This window comes from Candidatus Poriferisodalis multihospitum (genome assembly GCF_028283155.1).
Taxonomy (GTDB): Bacteria; Actinomycetota; Acidimicrobiia; order Acidimicrobiales; family Poriferisodalaceae; genus Poriferisodalis; species Poriferisodalis multihospitum.
In genome coordinates this window covers 1-21,764 of the sequence record NZ_JAPYOK010000078.1, presented here as the reverse complement: position 1 = coordinate 21,764, position 21,764 = coordinate 1, and the positions used below count along the sequence as shown (strand labels likewise).

At 64.9% G+C, this 21,764-nt stretch carries 18 protein-coding genes; 10 read left to right on the top strand and 8 right to left on the bottom strand.

Going from position 1 to position 21,764, the window contains the following annotated elements; translation table 11 throughout:
• Positions 1–592 precede the first annotated feature (592 nt).
• On the top strand, positions 593–1,564 hold the full coding sequence (locus VI480_RS07275) for a site-specific DNA-methyltransferase (RefSeq protein WP_323672159.1): 972 nt from the start codon (positions 593–595) through the stop codon (positions 1,562–1,564).
• Here VI480_RS07275 and VI480_RS07270 read toward each other — a convergent pair.
• Together VI480_RS07270 and VI480_RS07265 are read right to left on the bottom strand one after the other, a co-directional pair.
• Entirely contained in the window at positions 1,539–2,189 is a 651-nt protein-coding gene (locus tag VI480_RS07270) for a hypothetical protein (RefSeq protein WP_323672158.1), read from the bottom strand. The genes VI480_RS07275 and VI480_RS07270 overlap by 26 nt on opposite strands.
• A gap of 557 nt (positions 2,190–2,746) precedes the next feature.
• Positions 2,747–4,297 carry an AAA family ATPase gene (locus VI480_RS07265; RefSeq protein WP_323672157.1) on the bottom strand — a complete coding sequence of 517 codons (1,551 nt, stop codon included), beginning with the start codon at positions 4,295–4,297 and terminating at the stop codon, positions 2,747–2,749.
• A gap of 499 nt (positions 4,298–4,796) precedes the next feature.
• On the opposite strand from VI480_RS07265, the gene VI480_RS07260 reads away from it, so the two are divergent.
• Together VI480_RS07260 and VI480_RS07255 are read left to right on the top strand one after the other, a co-directional pair.
• Positions 4,797–7,514 carry a TrlF family AAA-like ATPase gene (locus tag VI480_RS07260; protein WP_416246662.1) on the top strand — a complete coding sequence of 906 codons (2,718 nt, stop codon included), beginning with the start codon at positions 4,797–4,799 and terminating at the stop codon, positions 7,512–7,514.
• 9 nt (positions 7,515–7,523) lie between these two features.
• A complete protein-coding gene (locus tag VI480_RS07255; protein ID WP_323672155.1) occupies positions 7,524–8,744 on the top strand; it encodes an ATP-binding protein in 1,221 nt (406 codons plus the stop codon).
• Between the two features lie 9 nt (positions 8,745–8,753).
• Here the strand turns inward: VI480_RS07255 and VI480_RS07250 are convergent, their stop codons facing one another.
• From VI480_RS07250 to VI480_RS07240, 3 genes are read right to left on the bottom strand one after another with little or no spacing between them, the layout of a single operon-like run.
• Positions 8,754–9,668, bottom strand: a complete 915-nt coding sequence (locus VI480_RS07250) for an MATE family efflux transporter (protein ID WP_323672165.1) — start codon at positions 9,666–9,668, stop codon at positions 8,754–8,756.
• Positions 9,669–9,679: 11 nt separating this feature from the next.
• Positions 9,680–9,961, bottom strand: a complete 282-nt coding sequence (locus VI480_RS07245; RefSeq protein WP_323672154.1) for an MATE family efflux transporter — start codon at positions 9,959–9,961, stop codon at positions 9,680–9,682.
• Between the two features lie 34 nt (positions 9,962–9,995).
• Positions 9,996–11,333: a PQQ-dependent sugar dehydrogenase gene (locus VI480_RS07240; RefSeq protein WP_323672153.1), complete on the bottom strand. Its 1,338-nt coding sequence runs from the start codon at positions 11,331–11,333 to the stop codon at positions 9,996–9,998.
• A 268-nt stretch (positions 11,334–11,601) separates the two neighbouring features.
• Between VI480_RS07240 and VI480_RS07235 the strand changes: the two genes are divergently transcribed.
• The 5 genes from VI480_RS07235 (at position 11,602) to VI480_RS07215 (ending at position 16,205) form a co-directional block, all read left to right on the top strand.
• A complete protein-coding gene (locus tag VI480_RS07235) occupies positions 11,602–13,356 on the top strand; it encodes an acetolactate synthase large subunit (RefSeq protein ID WP_323672152.1) in 1,755 nt (584 codons plus the stop codon).
• Positions 13,353–13,922 (top strand): acetolactate synthase small subunit, encoded by a 570-nt coding sequence (gene ilvN, locus VI480_RS07230; protein WP_323672151.1) that lies wholly within the window; start codon positions 13,353–13,355, stop codon positions 13,920–13,922. The genes VI480_RS07235 and ilvN overlap by 4 nt, the downstream gene beginning before the upstream one ends.
• A gap of 46 nt (positions 13,923–13,968) precedes the next feature.
• Positions 13,969–15,006, top strand: coding sequence for a ketol-acid reductoisomerase (ilvC, locus tag VI480_RS07225; RefSeq protein ID WP_323672150.1), 1,038 nt, complete (start codon positions 13,969–13,971; stop codon positions 15,004–15,006).
• 79 nt (positions 15,007–15,085) lie between these two features.
• Entirely contained in the window at positions 15,086–15,709 is a 624-nt protein-coding gene (locus VI480_RS07220; protein WP_323672149.1) for a YqgE/AlgH family protein, read from the top strand.
• A 118-nt stretch (positions 15,710–15,827) separates the two neighbouring features.
• On the top strand, positions 15,828–16,205 hold the full coding sequence (locus VI480_RS07215; protein WP_323672148.1) for an RDD family protein: 378 nt from the start codon (positions 15,828–15,830) through the stop codon (positions 16,203–16,205).
• 230 nt (positions 16,206–16,435) lie between these two features.
• Here the strand turns inward: VI480_RS07215 and serC are convergent, their stop codons facing one another.
• Positions 16,436–17,584: a phosphoserine transaminase gene (gene serC / locus VI480_RS07210; RefSeq protein WP_323672147.1), complete on the bottom strand. Its 1,149-nt coding sequence runs from the start codon at positions 17,582–17,584 to the stop codon at positions 16,436–16,438.
• A 137-nt stretch (positions 17,585–17,721) separates the two neighbouring features.
• On the opposite strand from serC, the gene VI480_RS07205 reads away from it, so the two are divergent.
• Together VI480_RS07205 and VI480_RS07200 are read left to right on the top strand one after the other, a co-directional pair.
• Positions 17,722–18,915, top strand: a complete 1,194-nt coding sequence (locus VI480_RS07205) for a pyridoxal phosphate-dependent aminotransferase (RefSeq protein ID WP_323672146.1) — start codon at positions 17,722–17,724, stop codon at positions 18,913–18,915.
• A gap of 1 nt (position 18,916) precedes the next feature.
• The gene (locus tag VI480_RS07200; RefSeq protein ID WP_323672145.1) at positions 18,917–19,858 is read left to right on the top strand and encodes a hydroxyacid dehydrogenase; all 942 of its coding nucleotides are present in this window, start codon (positions 18,917–18,919) and stop codon (positions 19,856–19,858) included.
• Between the two features lie 51 nt (positions 19,859–19,909).
• Here VI480_RS07200 and VI480_RS07195 read toward each other — a convergent pair whose 3' ends face one another.
• Together VI480_RS07195 and VI480_RS07190 are read right to left on the bottom strand one after the other, a co-directional pair.
• Positions 19,910–21,217 (bottom strand): amidohydrolase family protein, encoded by a 1,308-nt coding sequence (locus tag VI480_RS07195; RefSeq protein ID WP_323672144.1) that lies wholly within the window; start codon positions 21,215–21,217, stop codon positions 19,910–19,912.
• A 106-nt stretch (positions 21,218–21,323) separates the two neighbouring features.
• The coding region (locus VI480_RS07190; RefSeq protein ID WP_323672143.1) for a hypothetical protein at positions 21,324–21,764 on the bottom strand (441 nt) is incomplete at its 5' end.

Here is a 21,764-nt window from a genome sequence, read left to right as displayed (position 1 = left end):
GGCACACCGCCGAGTTCAGCTCTCGCCGATGCGCAACACGAATGCGCTTCGTCTGGTTAGCTCGGAGCAGATGTTTCCTCAAAGGCCGCCGGGTAATCCGCGAGCGTGTAGCAGCCCCTCGATACGGTGTGATCGGTGTCACTAGCGCTTGCGCTGAGGTGTTCGGGGTTGAGAAATGAGTCAATTGCTCGACGAGGAACTGCTTCTGGAGGGCTGCTCGGCCGACTCGCTCGGTGACGGCCTACTGATCGAAACTGAAATGGCATCGATGACCGGCTCGAGCACGCCCGCAGTGCCCGCGGAGCACGAACAGGGCAGCTACCAACGTGATCACCCGAGGGCGTCGTCTGGCGAGTCTGTGCCGCTAAAGCTTCCGGATATCAAGCCCCGCACACCAGTTCGAGCGCTCGACCACACCAGGTACGCGGGCGCCCGGACGACCTTCGAGTCGCACCTTGTTCTGCCGGTCGTCGGCTTCTCGGCTCCGTTCGCTTTCCGAGTTACCGGAAAGCGCGGGGAGTTCCTCGCTGACGATGTCATCAAGCTCCTCGACCAAGACGCGTTTTGCGAGACATTTGTGCCGCGAAGCCGTGTGCTCGACTACCTGGCACAGCGATCTGAAGCCTCTCAAGATGCTTCGGAGCTTCCCAATCCGGACTGCTACGACCTGCGCGTGGGCCACGTACTCGATCTGCTTGGTCAGATTCCCGACCAATCGGTGAACTGTGTCGTCACCTCTACCCCCTACTGGGGCCTTCGCATCTACGAAGACTCCAAGCAGGTCCCTTGGGCGGATGGCGAAATCTGTGCATACGGCCACGAGCAGACACCCGAGGCGTTCATCAGACACACGGTTGAGATCTTGGTCGCTATGGCGCCGAAGGTCGCAATCGACGGTTCTATCTGGTGGAACGTCATGGATTCGTTCAACACCCGCACGCAGATTCGCGGCAACGCGGCCGAAGCGCTCCGCGCGATGCAGGGACTGGATGAGCGAGCCTGGGCGGATCATGCCGCGAGGCGATACTCGGCCGGCCACGCCTACCTCAAGGACGGTGAGCAGTGCATGATCCCCGCACGGATCGCTGAGCGAGCTAGCCGGGCTGGCCTGTGGGTGAAGACGATGATCACATGGGCGAAGCGTGCGACCCTGCCGGAGCCGCACAATTCACGGGTGAGCAAGAACCTTGAGTACGTAGTCCACCTCACGCGCCAGCGGACGCCAAAGTTCTCCCGTGCTCCGTATCGGACGGCAGAGCCCAAGTTCGGCGGGCGCAATAACGGGTGGGAGCCCGAGAAGCTCTCTGATGTCTGGCAGCTGAGCACGTCCAGTGGCGGTGAAGGGCACGGAGCCCAGTTTCCGATGGCACTGCCAGGTCGTTGCATTGCGCTTACGACAAGCCCCGGCGACCTCGTGCTTGATCCGTTCGTGGGTGTCGGTACGAGTGGTGTCGCGGCCCTTCATCACGGCTGTCAGTTCATAGGTCTCGACATCTCGCAGACTTACGTGTCGGCGGCCAAGGAGAAGCTGTCGAAGGCTACGACAACAGTTCCAGCGGGCTGAGTGACTCAAACGCGTTGAGCAGAGCTGGCACGTGATCGCAAGAGACTGAACCCAGCACGATCGAAAAACGGCTGTCTAGCTGCGTTGTCACGTTCGGCTCAGGGATGATCTCGGCTGGGCCGACGACGAATGACCAGACTCTCTCGGCGAGACCGTCACGTGCGTCGAGCGCGTAACTCGCTGCTTGATGAAATCCATCACGCGCGACGTATGACGGGTCGGACGACCATTTGCACTCGAGCAGCAGCACTGCGTTGCGGGCTTCAGATACCAGTGCGATATCTGCGCCGATCGCGCCGCCAACGCCATCGATGCTGCGAGTGGCGCTCGCGTACGCCCCGTTCTTCAACGCGTAGTACCTCCGTGACCCAGCGGCCTCGAACCAGAAGTCCAAGACCAGGCCGTACCGATCGACGCACAGGATCCTCGGCCCGCTTCGCGCACCACCAATCGGAGACCGCCACGTGCACCGGTATCCGGCCCGGCGGAGGGCTTGTAGAACCTCGCCAAAGGTGTTCAAGTGAAAGAGCCGGGATCTCAAATCAGGCTTCGGATAGAGGAACTCGAACGCGACGAATGCGGGGTCATGATCAACACGCGCCACGAAGTCAGCGATCCGCGACACCACGGGCCACGGTTGACCCGAGGAACGCAATGAGCGCAAGTCGGACCTGTCCGGCCGTACCGGATTCGGCTCTTCCAGATGCGCTACGGCTCGAAGCATCACGGAGATCGACGGTCCGATCTGTTCGAGCAGCTTGGGACTGCTCTCGCAGGCGTGCCTGTATTCGTCCAACCGAAGCGAGAGCCACGCCAGCGTCGTAAGCGCCGTCTCGTCGGTGATGCGGCGGCGGTGTCGCCGGGCGTAGGCCGCAGGAGGCCAGCCGTGACGACGGACAGTCTCAGACCACCTGATCCCTCCTGATGGCACCATCGAGACTGCCTTGGTCGAATGTGACGCCACAGGCAGCGCGGCTGCCCACTCGCGTTCGCTCTTCGGCAATCGCTCGAAGTCATCTGCAAGTTGAGCTAGCGCGATGCGCTGGCCACGCTGACGAATGTCGCGCTCAGTCCAGTCGTGATCGTCAGTTCGGCTTGCCGCTACGGCGCGGGGCAAGTCTCCGTCGCCGATCCAGCCCCGCAGTAACTCATCGAGCCCGGAGCGTGGGAGAGCTGGCGCATTCAACTGAGGATTCTCCTCTGCAGTGCCACCCAAGCCCATTGCGCTGCGCCTAGCGCCGCATCTTCGTCTTCCAGGACGCGGCGGCCGAGGTCCTCGAAGACGAGATCATCGAAAGAACTGAGGTACTTCCCGAGCGACAGCACGTAGGCCTCGGCCGTGAGTTCGTCTGTGCTCTCTTGCGGTTCCATGTTCGTCAGGTACGCCCCCGCCCGAAGAAATACGGCCGGGCCCAAGACTGTCTCGGCGCTCGCATAGTGCGCCGAGTACAGGCCAACGATCGAAGCCTTGGCTTCGTCGCTCAACTCGGGACACCGTGTTTCGAGAAGCGACTCGAACTCGCCCGGGCTCAATGCTGGGACTGGCACCGTAGTGAACCGACGCGACAGCGCCTGACCAAACCGGAACACGCGCTGCGCATCCTGAGGGTTGTACGTGCCGAGCAGCCGCCAACTTGTTCCGGCGACGAAGGCGGTGGGATGCCCGGCACCACCAGGATCCATTGCGGTACTCGCGGCATCGTCGCTCCAGCCGAGCAAGACGGCATGTCCATCGTGAGCAGCAGTTCGGCCGACCTCCACCTCCTGCCCTGCAAGCCACGTCAGCAATGGGCCCATGATCTTGTCCATGTCTGCGCGGTTCGTCTCGTCAAGGACAAGCCAGCGATCCTCCGCCAAACTGTTCAGAAGAAGCCCGTTCGACCAAGCCAGTTCACCGTCCCTCGGTGCCAAGCCACCGATCATCTCAAACGCCGACCAGCTCTCGTCCGGCGTCCTCCACATCGGGTTCGGGTCGGTTCCTTCAGGAAACCCGAAACTGACCGGGTCGCTTCGGGCCTCGTCGGCGATCCACCGCACTAAGCGTCCCTTGCCTGTACCAGGTGGGCCGACAAGCAAGACCGACGCAAAGTTGCTGACGGCCCTCCGAAGCATTCGCTCTGTACGGGAATTGACGATGACCTCGTCGCCACCCTCGCCCCCTTGTGACGATTGAGGTACCGCTTTGAGTGTTGGCGGAGCCAGATTCTCGGGCAGCCCCGATACCAACCACTCGGCGCCCGATGCCAGGGCAGGTCCGAGTGCCCGGGACACCGTGATCTGGGAGAGTTCCAAGTCAGTGAGGCCGAGAGCCAGCTGTAAGCGGTCGATTGCGTCCTCCCACCGCGCATCGGGCGCGAAGTCCTCATTGTTTCTGAGGATGAGGCAGGCCAGGGCCAGCTTGCTCGGCAAGTCTGAGTCCCGGAGATGCCCCTGCACGATTGCTGCTGCATCGGGTCGAAGGCCATGGCGGATGTCGTCCCCCTCAAAGATCGATGTAGCAACCTTCGGGCCGCGTGTCGTGTTGTTCCAGACCGTCTTGCGGCCCGATGCATCTGCAACTCTCCAGTCGTAACGGAACGGACTCAGGCGTCCACTGCTGTGTCCGGGATCGACCACAAAGAGCTCGGCCACAGCTTGGTTGACATCCTCGACTGTCGGTTGGATTGCGTATCGCCCATGACGATCAAGCCACTTCGCCACGAGGAACGACTCGTACAGCGAGGCCAACTGCATGCTCCACTGGAGCTCCTGTAGATCCCCGAGAGCAGCATTCATGGCAGCTTGGCCTATGCGCATGCGATGTCTCTCCTTCGCGCCGAATGCATCGGCGCGTGTCTAGTCCAGACCGGCACAGGACGTTGCCGTCTGCCGTTGAGTAGTGTCGCTGTAGGTCTCGTCGACATCCGTTGGGCGGCACTGTTCCTTGAGCCGCGTCGAGTTAGGAACCGATGGCCGGCAACGAGTTCGAAGCACCTTCGACCAGGCCATTGTCGACGGCCCTGAGGCTTGGGCGCAGACCATCGCCGACGAATCCAGGGTGGCCCGCAACGCCGTGGGAGCCGTGACGACGGTCGTTCGCGGTCACGGTGGCGGAAGCGCCGCCAATCCCGTGTTCGCGCCGCGCCGCAAAGCCTGTGTAGCACGCGAGAAGTGGTCCGTCGGGTTACCCGCAGCGGTCGTATCCTCGCGCGCAGTCTTCGCCAGCGGAGTCTCGGTGACCTTGAGGACACAAATGACCGACATCGCTACCGACGTGATTGCGGCCGCCGGCCAACTGCCGAGCGGCGCGGAGTTCGTTCGCTGTGCCCTTCAGGTGAACCCACACCACTATGGAGCGAGCTACCGCAGCGCTCCTAGTGATGGGGACTCTGCGAGCTACGCGTCGAAGCTGATCGCGCGAGCCCTCGAGCTAGAGATCGGCGCACTTGCAATCACGGATCACAACAGTGTTCGGGACGTAGAGGCATTTCAAGCGGCTGCCACCGGATCCGATCTGACGGTGCTCCCTGGATTCGAGGTCGAGTCGACAGACGGCATCCACGTCCTGTGCATCTATGGCGCTGACACGGACGCCGCCCAACTCGAACGCTTCCTGGGCGAGTTCGGCATACGCGAAACGGAACCGTCGAGTCAACCTTGCAGTAAGGACTTTGCAGCGATCCTCGCCACGGTGCCTAGTCAGGGTGGCGTCGCAGTCGCGGCGCATGCCATCGGTTCTAAGGGACTATTTCAGGCGCTCCAAAAAAACGCCCGAGCATTGGCGTGGAGAAACGAACATCTGCTCGCAATTCAGATTCCATCTTCTATCGACGAGCTCCAAGAAGGGCCACGCGCGATCGTTCGTAACCAAGTGCCGGAATACCAGCGCTCCTATCTGGCAGGCAAACAACAAGCGATCGCCGTGGTCAACGCTAAGGATGTCGCTCGGATCGAGGACCTGGACGACCCTGGCGCTACGACTCTGATCAAGTTTTCTGGCCAGCCAGGCGTCGAGGGACTCCGTCAGGCTTTTCTTGACCCGGACTCGCGGATTCGTCTCAACACGGATGAGCCGCCAGATGAGCATTCGGAGCTAGTGGCCATCACCTGGGAGGGAGGCGGGTTTCTAGATGGAGGCGCCATCCATTTCAACCCGAATCTCAACGTCCTCATCGGAGGACGAGGCACCGGTAAGTCCACCGTGATCGAGAGCATCCGCTACGTGTTGGATCTCGAGCCGGTGGGTGACGAAGCGCGCAATGCGCATCGAGACATTGTGCGCCACGTGCTCCGGAGCGGTACCAAGGTGACGCTCGTGGTGCGCTCGCTACACCCTGCCGAGCGCAGCTACCGCATCGAACGCACAGTGCCTAATCCCGCCATTGTGCGGAATGAGTTCGGGGAGGTATCGAATCTGCTTCCCGCAGACGTCTTGCCCCGTGCCGAGGTCTATGGACAGCACGAGATTTCCGAGCTCACCCGGAGCCGTCCCAAGTTGACGCGTCTTCTTCACCGCTTCGTACGCGGCGATCTCGACACTGACGCACGCAAGACGGGCATTCTGCGCGAGCTTCAATCCTCTCGGAAGTCCCTGCTGGACACGCAAGCTGAGATCGAAGAAATCGAGGAACGCCTTTCGGCACTCCCTCAGCTCCAAGAAACGCTGGAGCGCTTTCAAGAGGCCGGTCTCGAAGAACGCCTCCGCGACCAGAGCCTGCTGGTTCGAGAGTCTCAGATTGTTGAGTCGATACCTGAGCGTCTGCAACCGCTGCGCGATTCAGTGGAGACACTGCGTCAGGAGCTTCCGTTGGACCGCGCCTTCGTCTCAGAGCGAGCGTTGGCTGATCTGCCCGGGGGATCGATTCTCGACAGGGCCAACGAGGTGTTGCAAGAACTGAGCACCGCACTGGAGGACGCGACCGGCCGAATCGAGAGAGCGCTTGCGACAGCAGATGAGCGCATCGCAGCGATCTCGTCAAGTTGGATGGATCACAAGTCCGTGATCGATGCGGAGTATCAGACGATTTTGCGTGATCTGCAGAAGTCGGCGATCGACGGCGAAGAGTTCATTCGCTTGCGGTCCAGCATCGAAAGCCTGCAGCCGCTCGAGGATCGTCAGGCGGCGCTATCGAAACTGCACGCTGAAGCGCGTCAGCGTCGGCGCAATCTGCTCGACGAGTGGGAAGGCGTGAAGGCCAGCCAGTTCCGCGATCTGTCCCGTGCTGCGAAGAGGGTCAACAAATGGCTGCGCGGCTACGTCAAGGTGGAGGTCACGGCTGCGGGCGACCGAGATCCTCTGGCGGACTTGCTCCGCGATGAGGTCGGTGGTCGACTGACGGAGGCGATCAGGCAACTTGAGTCGATGGATCAGTTGTCTTTGCCCGACTTCGTTTCACGCTGCCGAAGCGGCGCCGTCGAGTTAGTCAAGCACTATGGCATCACGAGGACGCAAGCCGAGAACTTGGCCGGCGCCGGAGAGAGCGCCTTCATGAAGATTGAGGAACTCCAGCTGCCTCCGACGACTGATCTGTTTCTGAATACGTCCGGAGACCAGCGCGACGAGATCTGGCAATCACTAGACCAACTGTCAAAGGGACAAAAGGCAACCGCAGTTCTGTTGTTGCTACTGCTGGATTCGGATGCTCCACTGATCATCGACCAGCCCGAGGATGACCTTGACAACCGCTTCATCAGCGAGGTGATCGTCGAGAAAATGCGCGAGAGCAAGCGTCGTCGCCAATTCGTCTTCTCTACTCACAATGCGAACATCCCGGTACTCGGCGACGCAGAGCTCATTCTGGGCCTCGATGCGACTGGCGAGGCCGATGAGGTGGAGGATGTCGGTCACGCGTTTATCGACTCTGAACACATGGGATCCATTGACTCGTCACCAGTTCGGACGCTGGTTGAGGAGGTCCTTGAGGGAGGCAAGGACGCCTTCGAGCGGCGTCGCCGCAAGTACGGATTCTGAATGTGAGTTATGAATCGGACCGACTTGCTACAGCTGATTGCCGGCGGCGAGAACTCGCGTGTCGAGTTCAAGCGGGATGTCATCCCGCCGGAGAGTTTGGCCTCGAGACTTGCGGGGCTCCTGAATCTCGACGGTGGACATGTGCTGCTTGGGGTAGAGGATGACAGATCGATCTCAGGACTGACTCGGGCGACCGTCAAGGCAGAAGAGTGGGTGATGCAAGTCGCCAGCAATAGCCTCCAGCCCTCGATCATCCCAACCTGGGAGGTGGTTGAGGCCGATGATGGCGTTGCGGTGGGCATTGTGACTGTGCCAGCTAACGCGCCCGATAAGCCGTACAAGGCCAAACAAGGCTCGCACTGGGTTACCAAGGTTCGTGTCGGCACGACGACGCGCGACGCAACGCGGGAGGAAGAACAGCGGTTGTACCAGCAGTCCGGCGGCTTGCGGTACGGCCTGAAGCCGGTGCCGGGGACCTCGCTAGACGATCTCGACACACGGCGACTGCTGGACTACTTCAATCGTGTCCTGGCTGATGGTGACCATCCTTTACCCGGCTCAGAATCGTGGGCCCAATTGCTTTGCAACCTTGAGTTGGCCACCAGGTCACATGGGCAAACTCTCGCGACGGTGGATGGCATGCTGCTCTTTGGACGCCGGGTCGCCCGCTTCCTTCCTCAATCCGGAATTCGGGCCGTTTGCTACGACGGATCGGCGCCGGACTATGCAGTGCGGGCAGACGAGAAGATCACGGGTCCGCTGGTCCCCCTGCAGAGTGACGACGGAGCGCTTCTAGAGACGGGCGTTGTCGATCGTGCCTGGGATTTTGTGCGCCGGAATATCGGGGTCTCGGCTGCACTGCAAGACGCTCGAAGCGTGCAACGGTGGGACTACCCGGAGTCGGCGCTTCGTGAGGTTCTCGTCAACGCCGTGGTTCACCGCGACTACAGCATCTTGGGCACCGACATCATGTTGAGCATCTTCTCCGACCGCCTTGAAGTCCAAAGCCCTGGCCGGTTACCGAATACGGTCACCGTCGGTGGTATGCGAGCGGGAGCGCGCTACGCACGCAATCAAGTTCTTGTGAACTTCATGCGCGACTACCGCTACGTCGATGCCCGCGGTATGGGGATACGCAACAAGGTCGTGCCAGTCATGGCATCGCACAACGGCTCCGAGCCGGATCTGATCGAAGAAGAGCACAGATTCATGGTGCGTCTCTGGAAGTAGCCGGGCAGCTCAGCTCTCTCCGGTGCGCAGCCACGCGTCACCGCGAAAGCGCACCCACTGCGGTGCGACGCGAAAGCACATGAACAGGATAAGCGCAGCCCATACCCAGCCGATGCCCAGATCCAGCAGGCGCACGGCACCCCCGACGACCGAAAAACCGACAGCAGCGCCGGCCATCGCCCATGCCAGAAAGCCCAGATCGCCAGCACCGATGAAGATGCCGTCGAAGGCGAACGCGGCGGCATTGACCGGCTGTGAGAAGGCCACGAACAGCAACAGGAACCCGGCGAGGGACACCACATCAGGATCAGTGCTGAAGATCGCGGCGATCGGTGCTCGCAGCAGCACCACCGCCGCTCCGAATACGACGCTGAGCTGAATGCTCATGCCGATCATCCTGACGCTCGCGGCACGTGCCACCTCGGGCCTGCTGGCGCCGAGTTCCTTGGCCACCATGGCCTGACCGGCGATGGCCACCGCATCGAGGGCCAGCGAGAAGAACGACCAGACTTGCAGTGCAATCTCGTGGGACGCCACTTCGGTGGTGCCGATGTGCGCGGCAAAGACCGTGGTGAGCACGAACGCGGCCCGCAACGATGCCGTGCGCACGAACATTTGGGCGCCGACGAGCGCGTAGCGACGCGCGGCGGCGGCAACGAATCGCAGCGTCGCCCCTGCCAACCGAGCGCGCCGAGCGACGGCGACCGCAAAGGCGATGGCGGCACCCCACTGCGCGATGACGGTCGACCACGCCGCGCCGGCGATGCCCATGTCGAGTTCGAACACCAGCAGCAGCTCGATGAGCACGTTCGCCGCTGCGGAGATCACCACGATCACCAGCGGAGTGACGGTGTCCTGGGTGCCTCGCAGGTAGCCGGTGGCTGCCATCCCCATGAGCAGCGCCGTGAAGCCCAGGAGGCTGATCCGCAGGTACGTCAGCGCCAGCTCGCGATGCCCTGTTCGGCTGCTCGACGCAGCGATCCGGCGCCCACCAGCCGGCCGACGAGGCCGGTCGTGCCGTAGGCGAGGAAGATCAGAATTGCGTGAGCACTGAGCAGGATGGCGGAGGCGATCGCAAGCCCGGCGAGTTCGGGCGTGCCGAGTCTCCCGACGATCGCCCTGTCGGTGAGCACATACAGCGGCTCCGCGATCAGCGCGCCGAACGCCGGCACTGCGAGCAGCAGGATTTCTCGGTCGTAGACCGTGCGGCGGAACACGGCTACGTCCCCGATCCGGTCGATGCTGCCTGCGTCATCCGGCGAGGCGCCACACGCCGGACTCGATGTCGATCACGTACAGCTCGCCAGCAGCGTCCACACCGAATCCGACCGGTCGCGGCGTGCTGACACCCAGGCTCCACACTTCGTCGGGTCCCGCACCCGGTTGCACCGCGACTGCGTAGATGTCACCCCCGCAGAGATCGGCGAACACGTAGCGTCCGGTCAGCCAGTCCAGCTCGCTGCCGCGGTAGACGTGCCCGCCGATGACCGCGCAGAGGCCGCGCCCGTGCCGGTACTCGAAGTCGGGCTTGCGGTGGTGGTCGAGTTCGGTGCCGACGAATCGGCGGCTGCCTTCATAGGAGTTCCAGCCCAAGTTGGCACCGGCCTCGTCGAGCCCGAGCACCGTGACCTCTTCCATGCACTGTTGGCCGACGTCGGAGATCCACAACGTGCCGGTCGACTCGTCGAGCGAGATGCGGAACGGGTTGCGCGCCCCATAGGCCCAGATGTGGGGGTCGCTGCCGGGCCCGAGATCGGGGTTGCCGGGCGCCGGTATCAAGCGCCAGTCGCCTGGATCGGCGCTGCCGCCGCCCTCGACGGCGAATCGCAGCACAGCCCCGAGCGGCGTGGCGAGATTCTGACCGTGATGGCGCGGATCGCCGAGGCCGCCGCCGTCACCGAACGACACGTAGAGCAGCCCGTCCGGATCGAACAGCAAGTCGCCGCCGTTGTGCTGTGCATTGGTCTGCTCCACCTCCAGCACATCGGCGTAGGGGCCCTCCAGCGTGCTTCGATCCGCGCTCGGCGTGAGCACGGTGAGCACGCTGGACCCGTGGCGGTCGGTGCGGTTGATCCACAACCGCCCGTCGGGGCCCAGCGTCATGCCCACCAGGCCTTGATCGTGCTCGGCCGCCGTGTTCGAGGAGAAATCGGCAACGGGTTCCCCGCTGATGACCGCACCGAAGTCGCGGCCGGCCTGCGCCGCGAAGTTGGGAGCAAATCGCCAGATGCGTCCCTGGCGATCGCCCACGAATCCGCCGCCTGCTGTGCCGGCACTGTCGAAGACCATCACCGTCGACTCAGTCAGATCGATATACGGCACCAGCTTCACGGAACGCCCGGGCGCCACCTCGCCCAGCGGTGTCGCGTCCAATTCGGTCAGACCCGGCGGACAGGGCGTGTTTGATGCGATGTACTCGGGAGTCTGCGTCAGCGGCAAGGTGGTCGCAGGCTCGCTAGTCGCGGCGCTGCCTCCGTCGCCTGGACCGCTGACGGCAGGGCCGGTGCCGTCGCCGATTCCGATGTCAGAACACGCCGCCGCCAGCGCCACGGCAGTGATGGCCGCAGCACAGGTTGCGATGCTGAACAACCGTCCACCCCGCACTCGGCCAATGTACGCCCGCCTGCCGCCTCCACAGCAGGCGCACGATCTGGCGCTGCGCCCGCACCCGTCAGGTTGTGGACGCCGGAATGGCACGACAGAATGTGCCGGTGAGCGCGTCAGCACGCCGAACCGGCTGCCCGGCCGAGCCTGCGAGGCGCGGCGCGACAGGAGGGGTACTCATCTAGGCGAGCCGCTTCGTCCGCGCTCGCCCTGCCTCCCGCTCGGGGGGCTTTTTTGTTTCAGGAGAATCTTCATGGAGCTCACCGGCGCCCAGGCACTGATGCGAAGCCTGGAGATGAGCGGAGTCGAAGTCATGTTCGGCCTGCCCGGCGGGGCAATCCTCCCGGTCTACGACCCCGTGCTCGACTCGTCGATCCGCCACGTCCTCGTGCGCCATGAACAAGGCGCCGGTCATATGGCGCAGGGCTACGCGCACGTCACGGGCAAGCCGGGCGTGGCGATGGTCACGAGCGGGCCTGCAGCCACGAACATCGTGACACCGCTGTGCGACGCCTTCATGGACTCGATCCCGATGGTCGTCGTGACCGGCCAGGTCGCCATGTCGGCTATCGGCTCCGACGCCTTCCAGGAGTGCGACACCACCGGCATCACCATGGCCGTGACCAAGCACAACTACCTAGTGACCGACCCGGCCGACATCCCGCGCATCGTGGCCGAGGCATTTCACATCGCCACGACGGGGCGTCCGGGCCCGGTGCTGATCGACCTGCCCAAGGACGTCAGCAACGCGACGATGGAGTGGTATTGGCCCGACGACGTCGACCTGCCCGGCTACCGGCCCCGCCACGAGGTCGACCCGGCCGCCATTGCCGAAGCCGCCCAGCTCATCCGCACGGCGCAGCGCCCCGTCATCTACGCCGGCGGGGGATTGCTGAAGGCGAGGGCGGCCGAAGCGCTGCGGGAGCTCGCCGAGATGTGCGAGATCCACGTGGTGACAACCTTGATGGCGCGTGGCGTGTTCCCCGATCGTCACCCGCTGTGTCTCGGGATGCCCGGCATGCACGGCAACTACACCGCGGTGACCGCGATGCAGCAGGCCGACCTGCTCATCAACCTCGGGGCACGGTTCGACGACCGGGTCACGGGCAATCCCGCGCATTTCGCCCCGGGTGCCAAGGTCATACACGTCGACATCGACCCGGCCGAACACGGCAAGGTGCGGGTGCCCGATGTGCCGATCGCCGGCGATGCCAAGGTGGCAGTCGAAGCACTGATCGAAGCGCTGCGCCCCAGCGACGGTAGCGCCGCCGCCGATGAGATGGCGGACCGATCTGCGTGGAAGTCGACTGTGTCCGGATGGCAGGAGCAGTACCCGCTGAGTTATGACCAGCCGTCGGGCGGCCACCCGCTCAAGCCGCAGTACGTGGTGGAGCAGCTGCGTGATCACACTCCTGACGACACGATCGTCGTGGCGGGCGTGGGCCAGCACCAGATGTGGGCCAGCCAGTTCTGGCAGTTCGACCACCCCTACACCTGGGTGAACTCGGGCGGTCTGGGAACCATGGGATTCGCCGTGCCTGCGGCCATCGGGGCCAAGGTGGGCCGACCGGATCGAACGGTGTGGGCCATCGACGGCGACGGCTGTTTCCAGATGACCGCTCAGGAGCTGATCTCCGCCAGTGCAGAGAACATCCCCGTGAAGGTGGGCATCCTCAACAACGCCTACTTGGGCATGGTGCGCCAGTGGCAGGAGCTCTTCTATGCCGAGCGCTACAGCGAGGTGTACCTCAGCGCCGACCACCCCGATTACGTGGGCTGGGCCGAGGCGATGGGCTGCGTCGGCATCCGGGTGGAATCAGCGGAGGAAGTCGTTCCCGCCATCACCAAGGCGAACGCTGTCAACGACCGTCCGGTGGTGATCGACTTCCGAGTCGACACCGAGGAGAAGGTGTATCCGATGGTGCCGGCCGGCGGCTCCAACGACGACATCATCCTCGGTCCCGAGGGCGATGCCGACGCGGCCTTGAAGGGCTCGGCGCCGTCGTGAGCGGCGCGCAGGGCACGAACCTGTCCCCTGAGGAATCCGCGGTGGTGAGCCTGCCGCAGGAGCCCGACCTGCACATCTTCGCGGCCATTGTGGAGAACAAGTTCGGCGTTCTCGCGCGCATCGCCGGGCTGTTCAGCCGGCGTGGCTTCAACATCTTCTCGCTGGCAGTGGCCCCGACGGCCGACCCCTCCTACAGCCGCATCACGATCGTGGTCGATGTCCACAACACCGACGTCAACCAGATCGCGAAGCAGCTCGACAAGCTCGTCAACGTCATCAACATCAGCGAGCTGCACCCGTCCGATTCGCTCGAGCGGGAGCTGATGCTGGCCCGCGTCGGCGCCGCCGACCTCGAAGCCGTCACCGATGTGATCTCCGAGTACGGCGGGGAAGTGCTCGATCACGCCGATGGCGAGGCCATTGTGAGCGTGAGCGCCCATCCAGACCGGCTCGACCGGTGCGAGCGCCAACTGCGTCCGTTCGGCCTGCACGTGCTCCAGCGCACGGGCCGCATTGCGCTGCGGGCGCTCGATGCCGATGAGCCCGCCGTCGGCATGACCGCCTGAGACTGGCAGACTCCCGCCAACGCTGACTCGGAGAGGAACTACACGAATGCCCGCGACCATCTATTACGAAGAAGACGCAGACCTCAGCCAGCTCGCTAGCCGCACTGTGGCGGTCATGGGTTATGGCTCGCAGGGTCACGCTCACGCCCTGAACTTGCGCGACAGCGGCGTGGACGTCGTGGTGGGGCTGCGGGCTGGCTCGTCATCTCGCGCCAAGGCAGAGGCCGAGGGCCTGCGCGTGGCCGATGTTGCGGGGGCGGCTGCCGAAGCCGACATCATCATGATGGCGCTGCCGGACACCGATCAGGCAGCCATCTACGAGGATTCGATCGCGCCGAACCTGCAGCCGGGCAATGCAGTTGCCTTCTCGCATGGCTTCAACATCCACTTCGGCCAGATCAGCCCGCCTGACGACGTGGACGTGTGGATGATCGCACCCAAGGGACCGGGCCACAACGTCCGGCGCACCTACGTCGAGGGCGGCGGCGTTCCGGCGCTCGTGGCGATTCACCAGGACTCCAGCGGGCAAGCGCTGGCCGACGCTCTGGCCTATGCCAAGGGAATCGGCGGCACACGGGGCGGCGTGCTCACCACCACGTTTGCTGAGGAAACCGAGACCGACCTGTTCGGCGAGCAGGTGGTGCTCTGCGGCGGCCTCACCGAGCTGATCCGGGCCGGTTACGAGACGCTGGTGGAGGCTGGCTACCAGCCCGAGTCGGCTTACTTCGAGACGCTGCACGAGGTGAAGCTGATCGTCGACTTCATCTACGAGGCCGGGATCTCGGGCATGCGCTACTCCATCTCGACCACAGCCGAGTACGGCGATATGACCCGCGGCTCACGCATCATCACCGACGAGACACGGGCGGAGATGAAGCGCATCCTGGCGGAGATCCAGGACGGCAGCTTCGCCCGGGAGTGGATCGACGAGAACCGCAACGGGCTGCCCAACTACCGCCGGATGGTCGAGGAGGGCCAGCAGCACCCCATCGAGCAGGTCGGTGCGGAGCTGCGGGCCATGATGCCGTGGATCACCGCGGGCCGCCAAGACGTCACCGCAGCCTCGGGCGGCGCCGTTTCCTGAGCCGCTGGGCATTTCGCGCGAGGCGGCACGCCCAGTTGGGGGCGCCTGAGACGTTGCAGCGCGGTGGCAGAATCGGGGCGTGGTCGAGGTTGTCGTGACGCCGGTGCGGGTGCCCACTGCGGGTGACCTGCTCGTGGCGACGCCACGCTTGGTGGATCCCAACTTCGATCGCACGGTCGTGTTCGTGATCGAACATCAGGAAGCGGGCACGCTGGGCGTGGTCATCAACCGCGTGTCGGACATCTCATGCGCTGCCGCGGTTCCACGCTGGGCGTCACGCTTCGCGGAGGAAGCCGCAGTAGGGCTCGGCGGGCCGGTCGAGCCGCAGGGTCTGCTCGCGCTCGGGGCAACAGCAGAACCGCCCGCCGGCGAGTCACTGTCGCCCCAAGGCTCGGGCGCCGAGTCGTCCGAGGCCGGCGGCGTGTGGCGCACCGTCAACGGGACGGTCGGGCTGGTCGATCTCACTGCCGATCCGGCCGAACTGGACACCGCAGTCGTTGCCGTCCGGATCTATGGCGGGCACGCGGGGTGGGGGCCCGGCCAGTTGCGAGGCGAGCTGCAGTCGGGCTGCTGGTGGGTGTTCGACTCGATGCCCGGCGACCTGACTGCCGATGCCACCACGCTCTGGTACGACGTGCTGGCGCGCCAGTCACCGCCCGCCCGGCTGCTGGCCCACTATCCCGACGACCCCGCGCAGAATTAGCGCGCCGGCACGCTTTGTGTGGCGAGTGCCGACCGAGACGCGTCGGGGACTCCGTTCGTCAGCGCGCTAGGTTCGCGCTCGAATCTGTCGACCGCATCCACGACGGCGGAGGCCATTGATGAGCGACTACGGCGAGCCCCCATCCCACGATGGAAACCGACGGACTGGTTGGGCGGAACTCGGATCCGGCGAGACCGTTGAATTGGCCCGAATCGGCGCTCGATTCGGCGCTCGCGTGCTCGACGCGATCATCGTGGCGGCAGTGCTCATCGCGCTGATCTTGGTGTTCGCCTCAGCGTCGAGCTCCAGCGACGCGGCGGACTTCTCGGGCTTCGATCTGACAGGCATCCTTCTCGGCCTCGTCGTCGGTATCGGCTACGAGGTGGTGCAGATCGCGCTGTGGGGCCGGACCTTGGGCAAGCGGATAGTCGGCGTCAGAGTGATCCATGCGGCACACGGCGGCCTGCCCGGGTGGGGCAAGGCATTCGGTCGATAGGCCATTCCCGGGCTGCTTGCGCTCATCCCCCTGGTGGGCTGGCTCCTGTCGATCCTCTGCTACGTCAGTGCGACGTGGGACCGCGTCTACCAAGGCTGGCACGACAAGGCCGCAGGCACCCTCGTCATCAAGCAGTGATGCTCGACGAGGCCGTTCCCGTTAGTTGACCGCCTGCCGGGAAGCTGTCGCGGCGATCCGAGGATCGCGCCGCAGGGTTGATGGATGCAGCGTTAGAGGCGTTCGACGATGTAGTCGATGCAGGCGGTGAGCGCCTCGGCGTCGGCCGGATCGATCGCAGGGAATGCCGCGATACGCAGCTGGTTGCGGCCCAGCTTGCGGTAGCCCTCGGTATCGACGATGTCGTTGGCCCGCAGCGCTGCAGCGATGTCGTCTGCGCTGACACCCTCGAAGTCGATGGTGCACACAACGGGGGAGCGCATGGCCTCGTCCGCAACGAATGGCGAGGCGAAATCGCGTTCTGCTGCCCAGCCGTACACGGCACCGCTCGACGCGGCCGAGCGGGACGCAGCCCAACCGAGCCCGCCGCCGTCGAGCATCCATTCTGCGGTCTCGAGCGTCAGCAGGATCGTGGCGAGCGCCGGGGTGTTGTAGGTCTGGTCCTGGCGAGAATTGCGGACGGCAATTGCCAAGTCGAGCGTGGCGGGCTTGTAGCGGCCCGAAACATCGATCCGCTCTATCCGCTCGACAGCAGCCGGCGAGCACAGCGCGATGAACAGCCCGCCATCTGCCGCAAACGCCTTCTGCGGAGCGAAGTAGTAGCAGTCGACATCTCGGGGATCCCACGTCATCGCACCGGCCGCCGAGGTGGCGTCGACCATGACGAGTGCTGGCGGCACGCCTTGCCGGCACGGGTCCAGTTGCGGCTGCGCCAGCGGCATCGCCACGCCGGTCGATGTCTCGTTGTGCGTCAGCGCGTACACGTCGATCGCCACAGGATCCGCCGTCTCGGGCACGGGGTGGCTGCCGTACGGCGCTGTGATGACCACCGGGTCGTCCAGGTGCGGGGCAGCAGCAGTGACGGCCGAGAACTTCTCGGAGAACTCGCCGAAGGTCAGGTGCTGGGAGCGGCGCTCGATCAGCGAGAAGGCCGCTGCGTCCCAGAAGCCGGTGCTGCCGCCGTTGCCCAGCACCACCTCCCAGCCATCGCCCAGCCCGAACAGTTCAGTCATGGCTGCGCGCAACCGGCCCACCACAGATCGCACGCCGGTGCGACGATGCGACGTGCCCATGTAGTCGAGCGCACGAGCTTCGAGTGCTTTGACGGCCTCAGGCCGAACCTTGGACGGGCCTGAACCGAAACGCCCGTCGGCAGGCCGCAGTTCTGCGGGAATCGAAATCGATGGGGGGGTGCCAGCCATTGGCTGCCACTATTGCGCCCGGCTGTGCTGCCGACAACCACATTTTCGCAACGAGTTGCCGATGGTGGCGCAACGTGACTTGGCGGCGAGACTGTCGGGCGTTCGCGGCAGCGCGTCGAGCAGACGGGAGAGGCCCAATGAGCAATCGAGTTTCGACAGCGCTGGCGGGCATCGCGCCGTCGGCAACCTTGGCGGTGGATGCCAAGGCCAAGGCGCTGCGGGCGGCGGGGGAGAACGTGATCGGCTTCGGCGCGGGCGAGCCCGATTTCCCGACACCCGAGCACATCGTGGACGCAGCGGTGGCTGCGTGCCGCGACGCTGCCAATCACCGCTATTCGCCCGCCGGGGGGCAACTAGCGCTGCAAGCCGCTCTGGCAGCCAAGACCAAGCGCGACAGCGGTCTCGACTGGGAGGCCAGCCAGTTCCTGGTCACGAACGGCGGCAAGCAAGCCGTCTACAACACGATGGCGGCGCTGGTGGACCCAGGCGACGAGGTGCTGCTGCCGGCGCCCTACTGGACTACCTATCCCGAGGCGATCCGGGTGTTCGGAGGCATCCCGGTCGAGGTATTCGCCGGCATTGAGTCGGGCTTCCGGGTCAGCGTTGAACAGCTCGAAGCGGCGCGCACCGAGCGCACCAAAGCGCTGCTGTTCGTGTCGCCGTCGAACCCGACCGGCGCTGTCTACCCGCACGACGAGATCGCGGCCATCGGCCAGTGGGCCGTCGAGCACGGACTGTGGGTGATCACCGACGAGATCTACGAGCACCTCATCTATGGCGACGCCGAGCACCATTCGCTGCCGGTGCTGGTGCCCGAGATCGCCGACCGCTGCGTCGTGCTGAACGGTGTCGCCAAGACCTACGCCATGACTGGCTGGCGGGTCGGGTGGATGGCAGGACCGCCCGATGTCATCGCTGCGGCGACCAACCTGCAGAGCCACGCCACGTCCAACGTCTGCAACGTCGCCCAAGCGGCGGCCCTTGCTGCGGTCTCGGGCGACCTCGAAGCGGTGGCGATGATGCGGGCGGCCTTCGACGTGCGCCGCCAGCGCATCACCGAGATGCTCAACTCGATCGACGGCGTCGACTGCCCCGAGCCCGAAGGCGCCTTCTACGCATTCCCCAACATGGAAGGGCTGCTGGGACGCCGCTACGGCGGCACGGAAGTCACAACCACGCTCGAGTTGGCGGCGGCCGTGCTCGAGCACGCCAAGGTCGCCTTCGTGCCCGGCGAGGCCTTCGGCGCCCCCGGCTACGCACGCTTCTCGTTCGCTCTCGGGCTCGACGACCTTGCCGAAGGCATCAGCCGCATCGCAGACCTGGTCGGGTGACATGGCACGAGTCCTGGTCGCCGAGACGTTGGCCGACGCCGGTCTCGACCTGCTGCGCGCTGCCGGCCACGACGTCGACATCCGTACGGGGCTCAGCTCCGACGAGCTGCGCGACGCCGTCGCCGGGGCACAGGCGCTGGTCATCCGCTCGGCGACTCAGGTCGATGCTGATCTCCTGGCAGCCGGCGATTCGCTCGTCGTCGTCGGGCGTGCCGGCGTAGGGCTCGACAACGTCGATGTGGCCGCTGCAACCGAGCGCGGCGTGCTCGTGTGCAACGCCCCGTCCAGCAACGTGGTGTCTGCGGCAGAGATGACGGTGGCGCTCATGCTGGCGCTGGCTCGCCACGTGCCTCAAGCACACCAAGCACTCGCAGACGGCCGCTGGGAGCGCAGCCGCTGGGGCGGCATGGAGATCTACCGCAAGACCATCGGGATTGTGGGCCTCGGCCGAGTCGGCCGCCTGGTCGCACAGCGGATCGCGCCGTTCGACGTAGCGCTCATCTCCTACGACCCCTATGTGAGCGCGGAATCCGGCCGAGCCGCCGATGTCGAGATGGTCGAGTTCGACGAACTGCTGGAGCGATCGGACATCATCACGCTGCACATGCCCCGCACGCCCGAGACGGCGGGGCTGCTGGGGGCCGAAAACCTGGCCAAGTGCCGCCCGCATGCGTTGATCGTCAACACCGCCCGTGGGGGCATTTTCGACGAGGCGGCGGCTGCTGCGGCACTGGAGGCTGGACGCCTTGGCGGTGTAGCAATAGACGTCTACGCAACCGAACCGGCGATCGAGTCGCCGCTCTTCGGCCGACCCGATGTTGTAGCCACCCCGCACCTCGGTGCCAGCACAACCGAAGCACAGGACCGCGCCGGCACCCAGATCGCCGAACAGGTCAATCTGGCCCTGGCCGGCGACCCCGTCCCCTACGCCGTCAACGCCTAGCAGCCCCACGGCTGCCCCTCCGGCGTCCCCGCGATCGCGGACGGGCGAGCTTCAGCGCTGGGTCGCGACTGCGGCGGCGTCGGGGTGGCCCAGGTAGCGCTCGGGGATCTCGAAGCCGAAGATGCGGGCGGCATTGAGCCCGAGGATCTTGGCTCGCTCGCCGTCGTCCAGGTGGCTCATCGTGCGTTCGATCGCCTGGGCGGAGTACGGCCACGAGCCCTCGTGGTGCGGGAAGTCGTTTGCCCACAGGAAGTTGTCGACCAGGCCGTGCTCGCGCGCAAGGTCCAAGCCGGCGGGATCCTCTTGGAAGCTCGCGAAGCCCTGCCGCTTGAAGTACTCGCTGGGCAGCATCTCCAGCTTGGGACGCACCCACATGTGGTGCTTGAGGTAGGCCTCGTCCATCGCGGTCAGCATCCACGGCACCCAGCCGATGCCAGCCTCGATGGAACCGAACTGCAGCTTCGGGTGCCGCTCGGCGACGCCCGAGGCGCAGATGTTGACCAACGGCTCCATGGTGGGTGCCAGCGAATGCACTGCGTAGTTGATGACCGCTCCGCCCTGGCTGCGGGAGGTTCGTGGGTCACGCCCGGTTGAGACGTGGAACGTGACCGGCAGCTCAACCTCGTCGATGCAGTCCCACAGCGGCTCCATCTCGCGCAGGTTGTAGTTGAGATCGTCCACATCGGGCGGTCCGAAGACGGGCTTGGCCGGCAAGCTGAGGCCTTTGAAGCCGAGGCCAGCACACCGTTGGATCTCGGCGATGGCCTTGTCCAGTGCCGCCGGAGCGATGCAGGCCATCGGGGCCAGCCGGTCGTTGTAGTCGGCGAACTCCTCCCAAGCCCATTCGTTGTAGGCCCGGCACATGGCGTGACTGAAGTCGGCATCGGGGGTGGCCCAGATGCTGAGTCCCTTGTTCGGAAACAAGACCTCGGCATCGCAGCCGTCGAGCGCCAGATCGGCCAACCGGGCCTCGGGGCTGCGCCCGGACTGGTTGCGCAGCTTCTCATGGCCTTCGAAGGGCTTGGTCCAGTTGAGCTTGGCCGGCCGGAAGCCCTCCGCCTTCTGAAAGAACTGCTCGTCAGTCGCACCGCCGCCTTCACCCTTGGCGCTGTCGTCCTTCCCGCCCTTGCCGTGAACATCCATGGCCTTAGTAACGGCGATCGTCGGCAGCCGGTGGTGATACGCAGGATCGATGCGGTCATAGAGGAACGTGTTCGGTTCCTGCACATGCCCGTCCGCCGAGCACATGAAGAACTTGTCATCGGCATCCGGTCGCGCCGATCGAAGCCACCCCTCATTGCCCGGTGTCTCGGTTCGCCACACGTTGTTGACATCAGGTTCAGGAATGGTGATCGCCATCTCAGGTCTCCGGGACGGGAATTCGGGAGCGGATTCGGGCAGCGCTGGCCGTTTGCCACAACGAGTCTTGCATGCAACCGCCGCCGCTCACCCGGCGGCACAAACTTCAGTTGCGCTCGTGCAGCCGCGACTCGAGCCAGTCGGGGGCGAGGGAGCCCTTGTGGGATATGAGGCTGATGGCCCAGCGGGGTGGTGGCTGGGTGGGGTCCGTGGCGTGGGGAGTCATTGACGTGCGCTTGCCGATGGCTTCAACCAGGTAGGCGGTTTCAGCGGCGTTCGCGTCGTCTGCGCTCGCGGGTGGCGTCGCTTGCACCAAGCCCTTGAGCCGGGCGACGCCATTGGGCAGATTGGCGACCAACGCCTCGATGACGGGCAGGGGAACCGGTGCGTCGAGGACGACGGTCTGTGATTCGAACACGTCTTCGGCTGTGTCGTGAGCGGCGCGGGCGCTCGATGCGACCGTGCTTGGTGACCGTCCGGCTGCGTGCTCACGGAGTTCCGGTCCGAAGATCACGTCCATCGGCACGGCTGCGCGGCTCGCACGCAC

Bases quoted from the DNA above. Each gene is read 5' to 3' on its own strand.
- VI480_RS07265 (WP_323672157.1), bottom strand. From the start codon at position 4,297: ATGCAGTTGGCCTCGCTGTACGAGTCGTTCCTCGTGGCGAAGTGGCTT.
- VI480_RS07260 (WP_416246662.1), top strand. From the start codon at position 4,797: ATGACCGACATCGCTACCGACGTGATTGCGGCCGCCGGCCAACTGCCG.
- VI480_RS07255 (WP_323672155.1), top strand. From the start codon at position 7,524: ATGAATCGGACCGACTTGCTACAGCTGATTGCCGGCGGCGAGAACTCG.
- VI480_RS07235 (WP_323672152.1), top strand. From the start codon at position 11,602: ATGGAGCTCACCGGCGCCCAGGCACTGATGCGAAGCCTGGAGATGAGC.
- ilvC (WP_323672150.1), top strand. From the start codon at position 13,969: ATGCCCGCGACCATCTATTACGAAGAAGACGCAGACCTCAGCCAGCTC.
- VI480_RS07215 (WP_323672148.1), top strand. From the start codon at position 15,828: ATGAGCGACTACGGCGAGCCCCCATCCCACGATGGAAACCGACGGACT.
- serC (WP_323672147.1), bottom strand. From the start codon at position 17,584: ATGGCTGGCACCCCCCCATCGATTTCGATTCCCGCAGAACTGCGGCCT.
- VI480_RS07205 (WP_323672146.1), top strand. From the start codon at position 17,722: ATGAGCAATCGAGTTTCGACAGCGCTGGCGGGCATCGCGCCGTCGGCA.
- VI480_RS07200 (WP_323672145.1), top strand. From the start codon at position 18,917: ATGGCACGAGTCCTGGTCGCCGAGACGTTGGCCGACGCCGGTCTCGAC.
- VI480_RS07195 (WP_323672144.1), bottom strand. From the start codon at position 21,217: ATGGCGATCACCATTCCTGAACCTGATGTCAACAACGTGTGGCGAACC.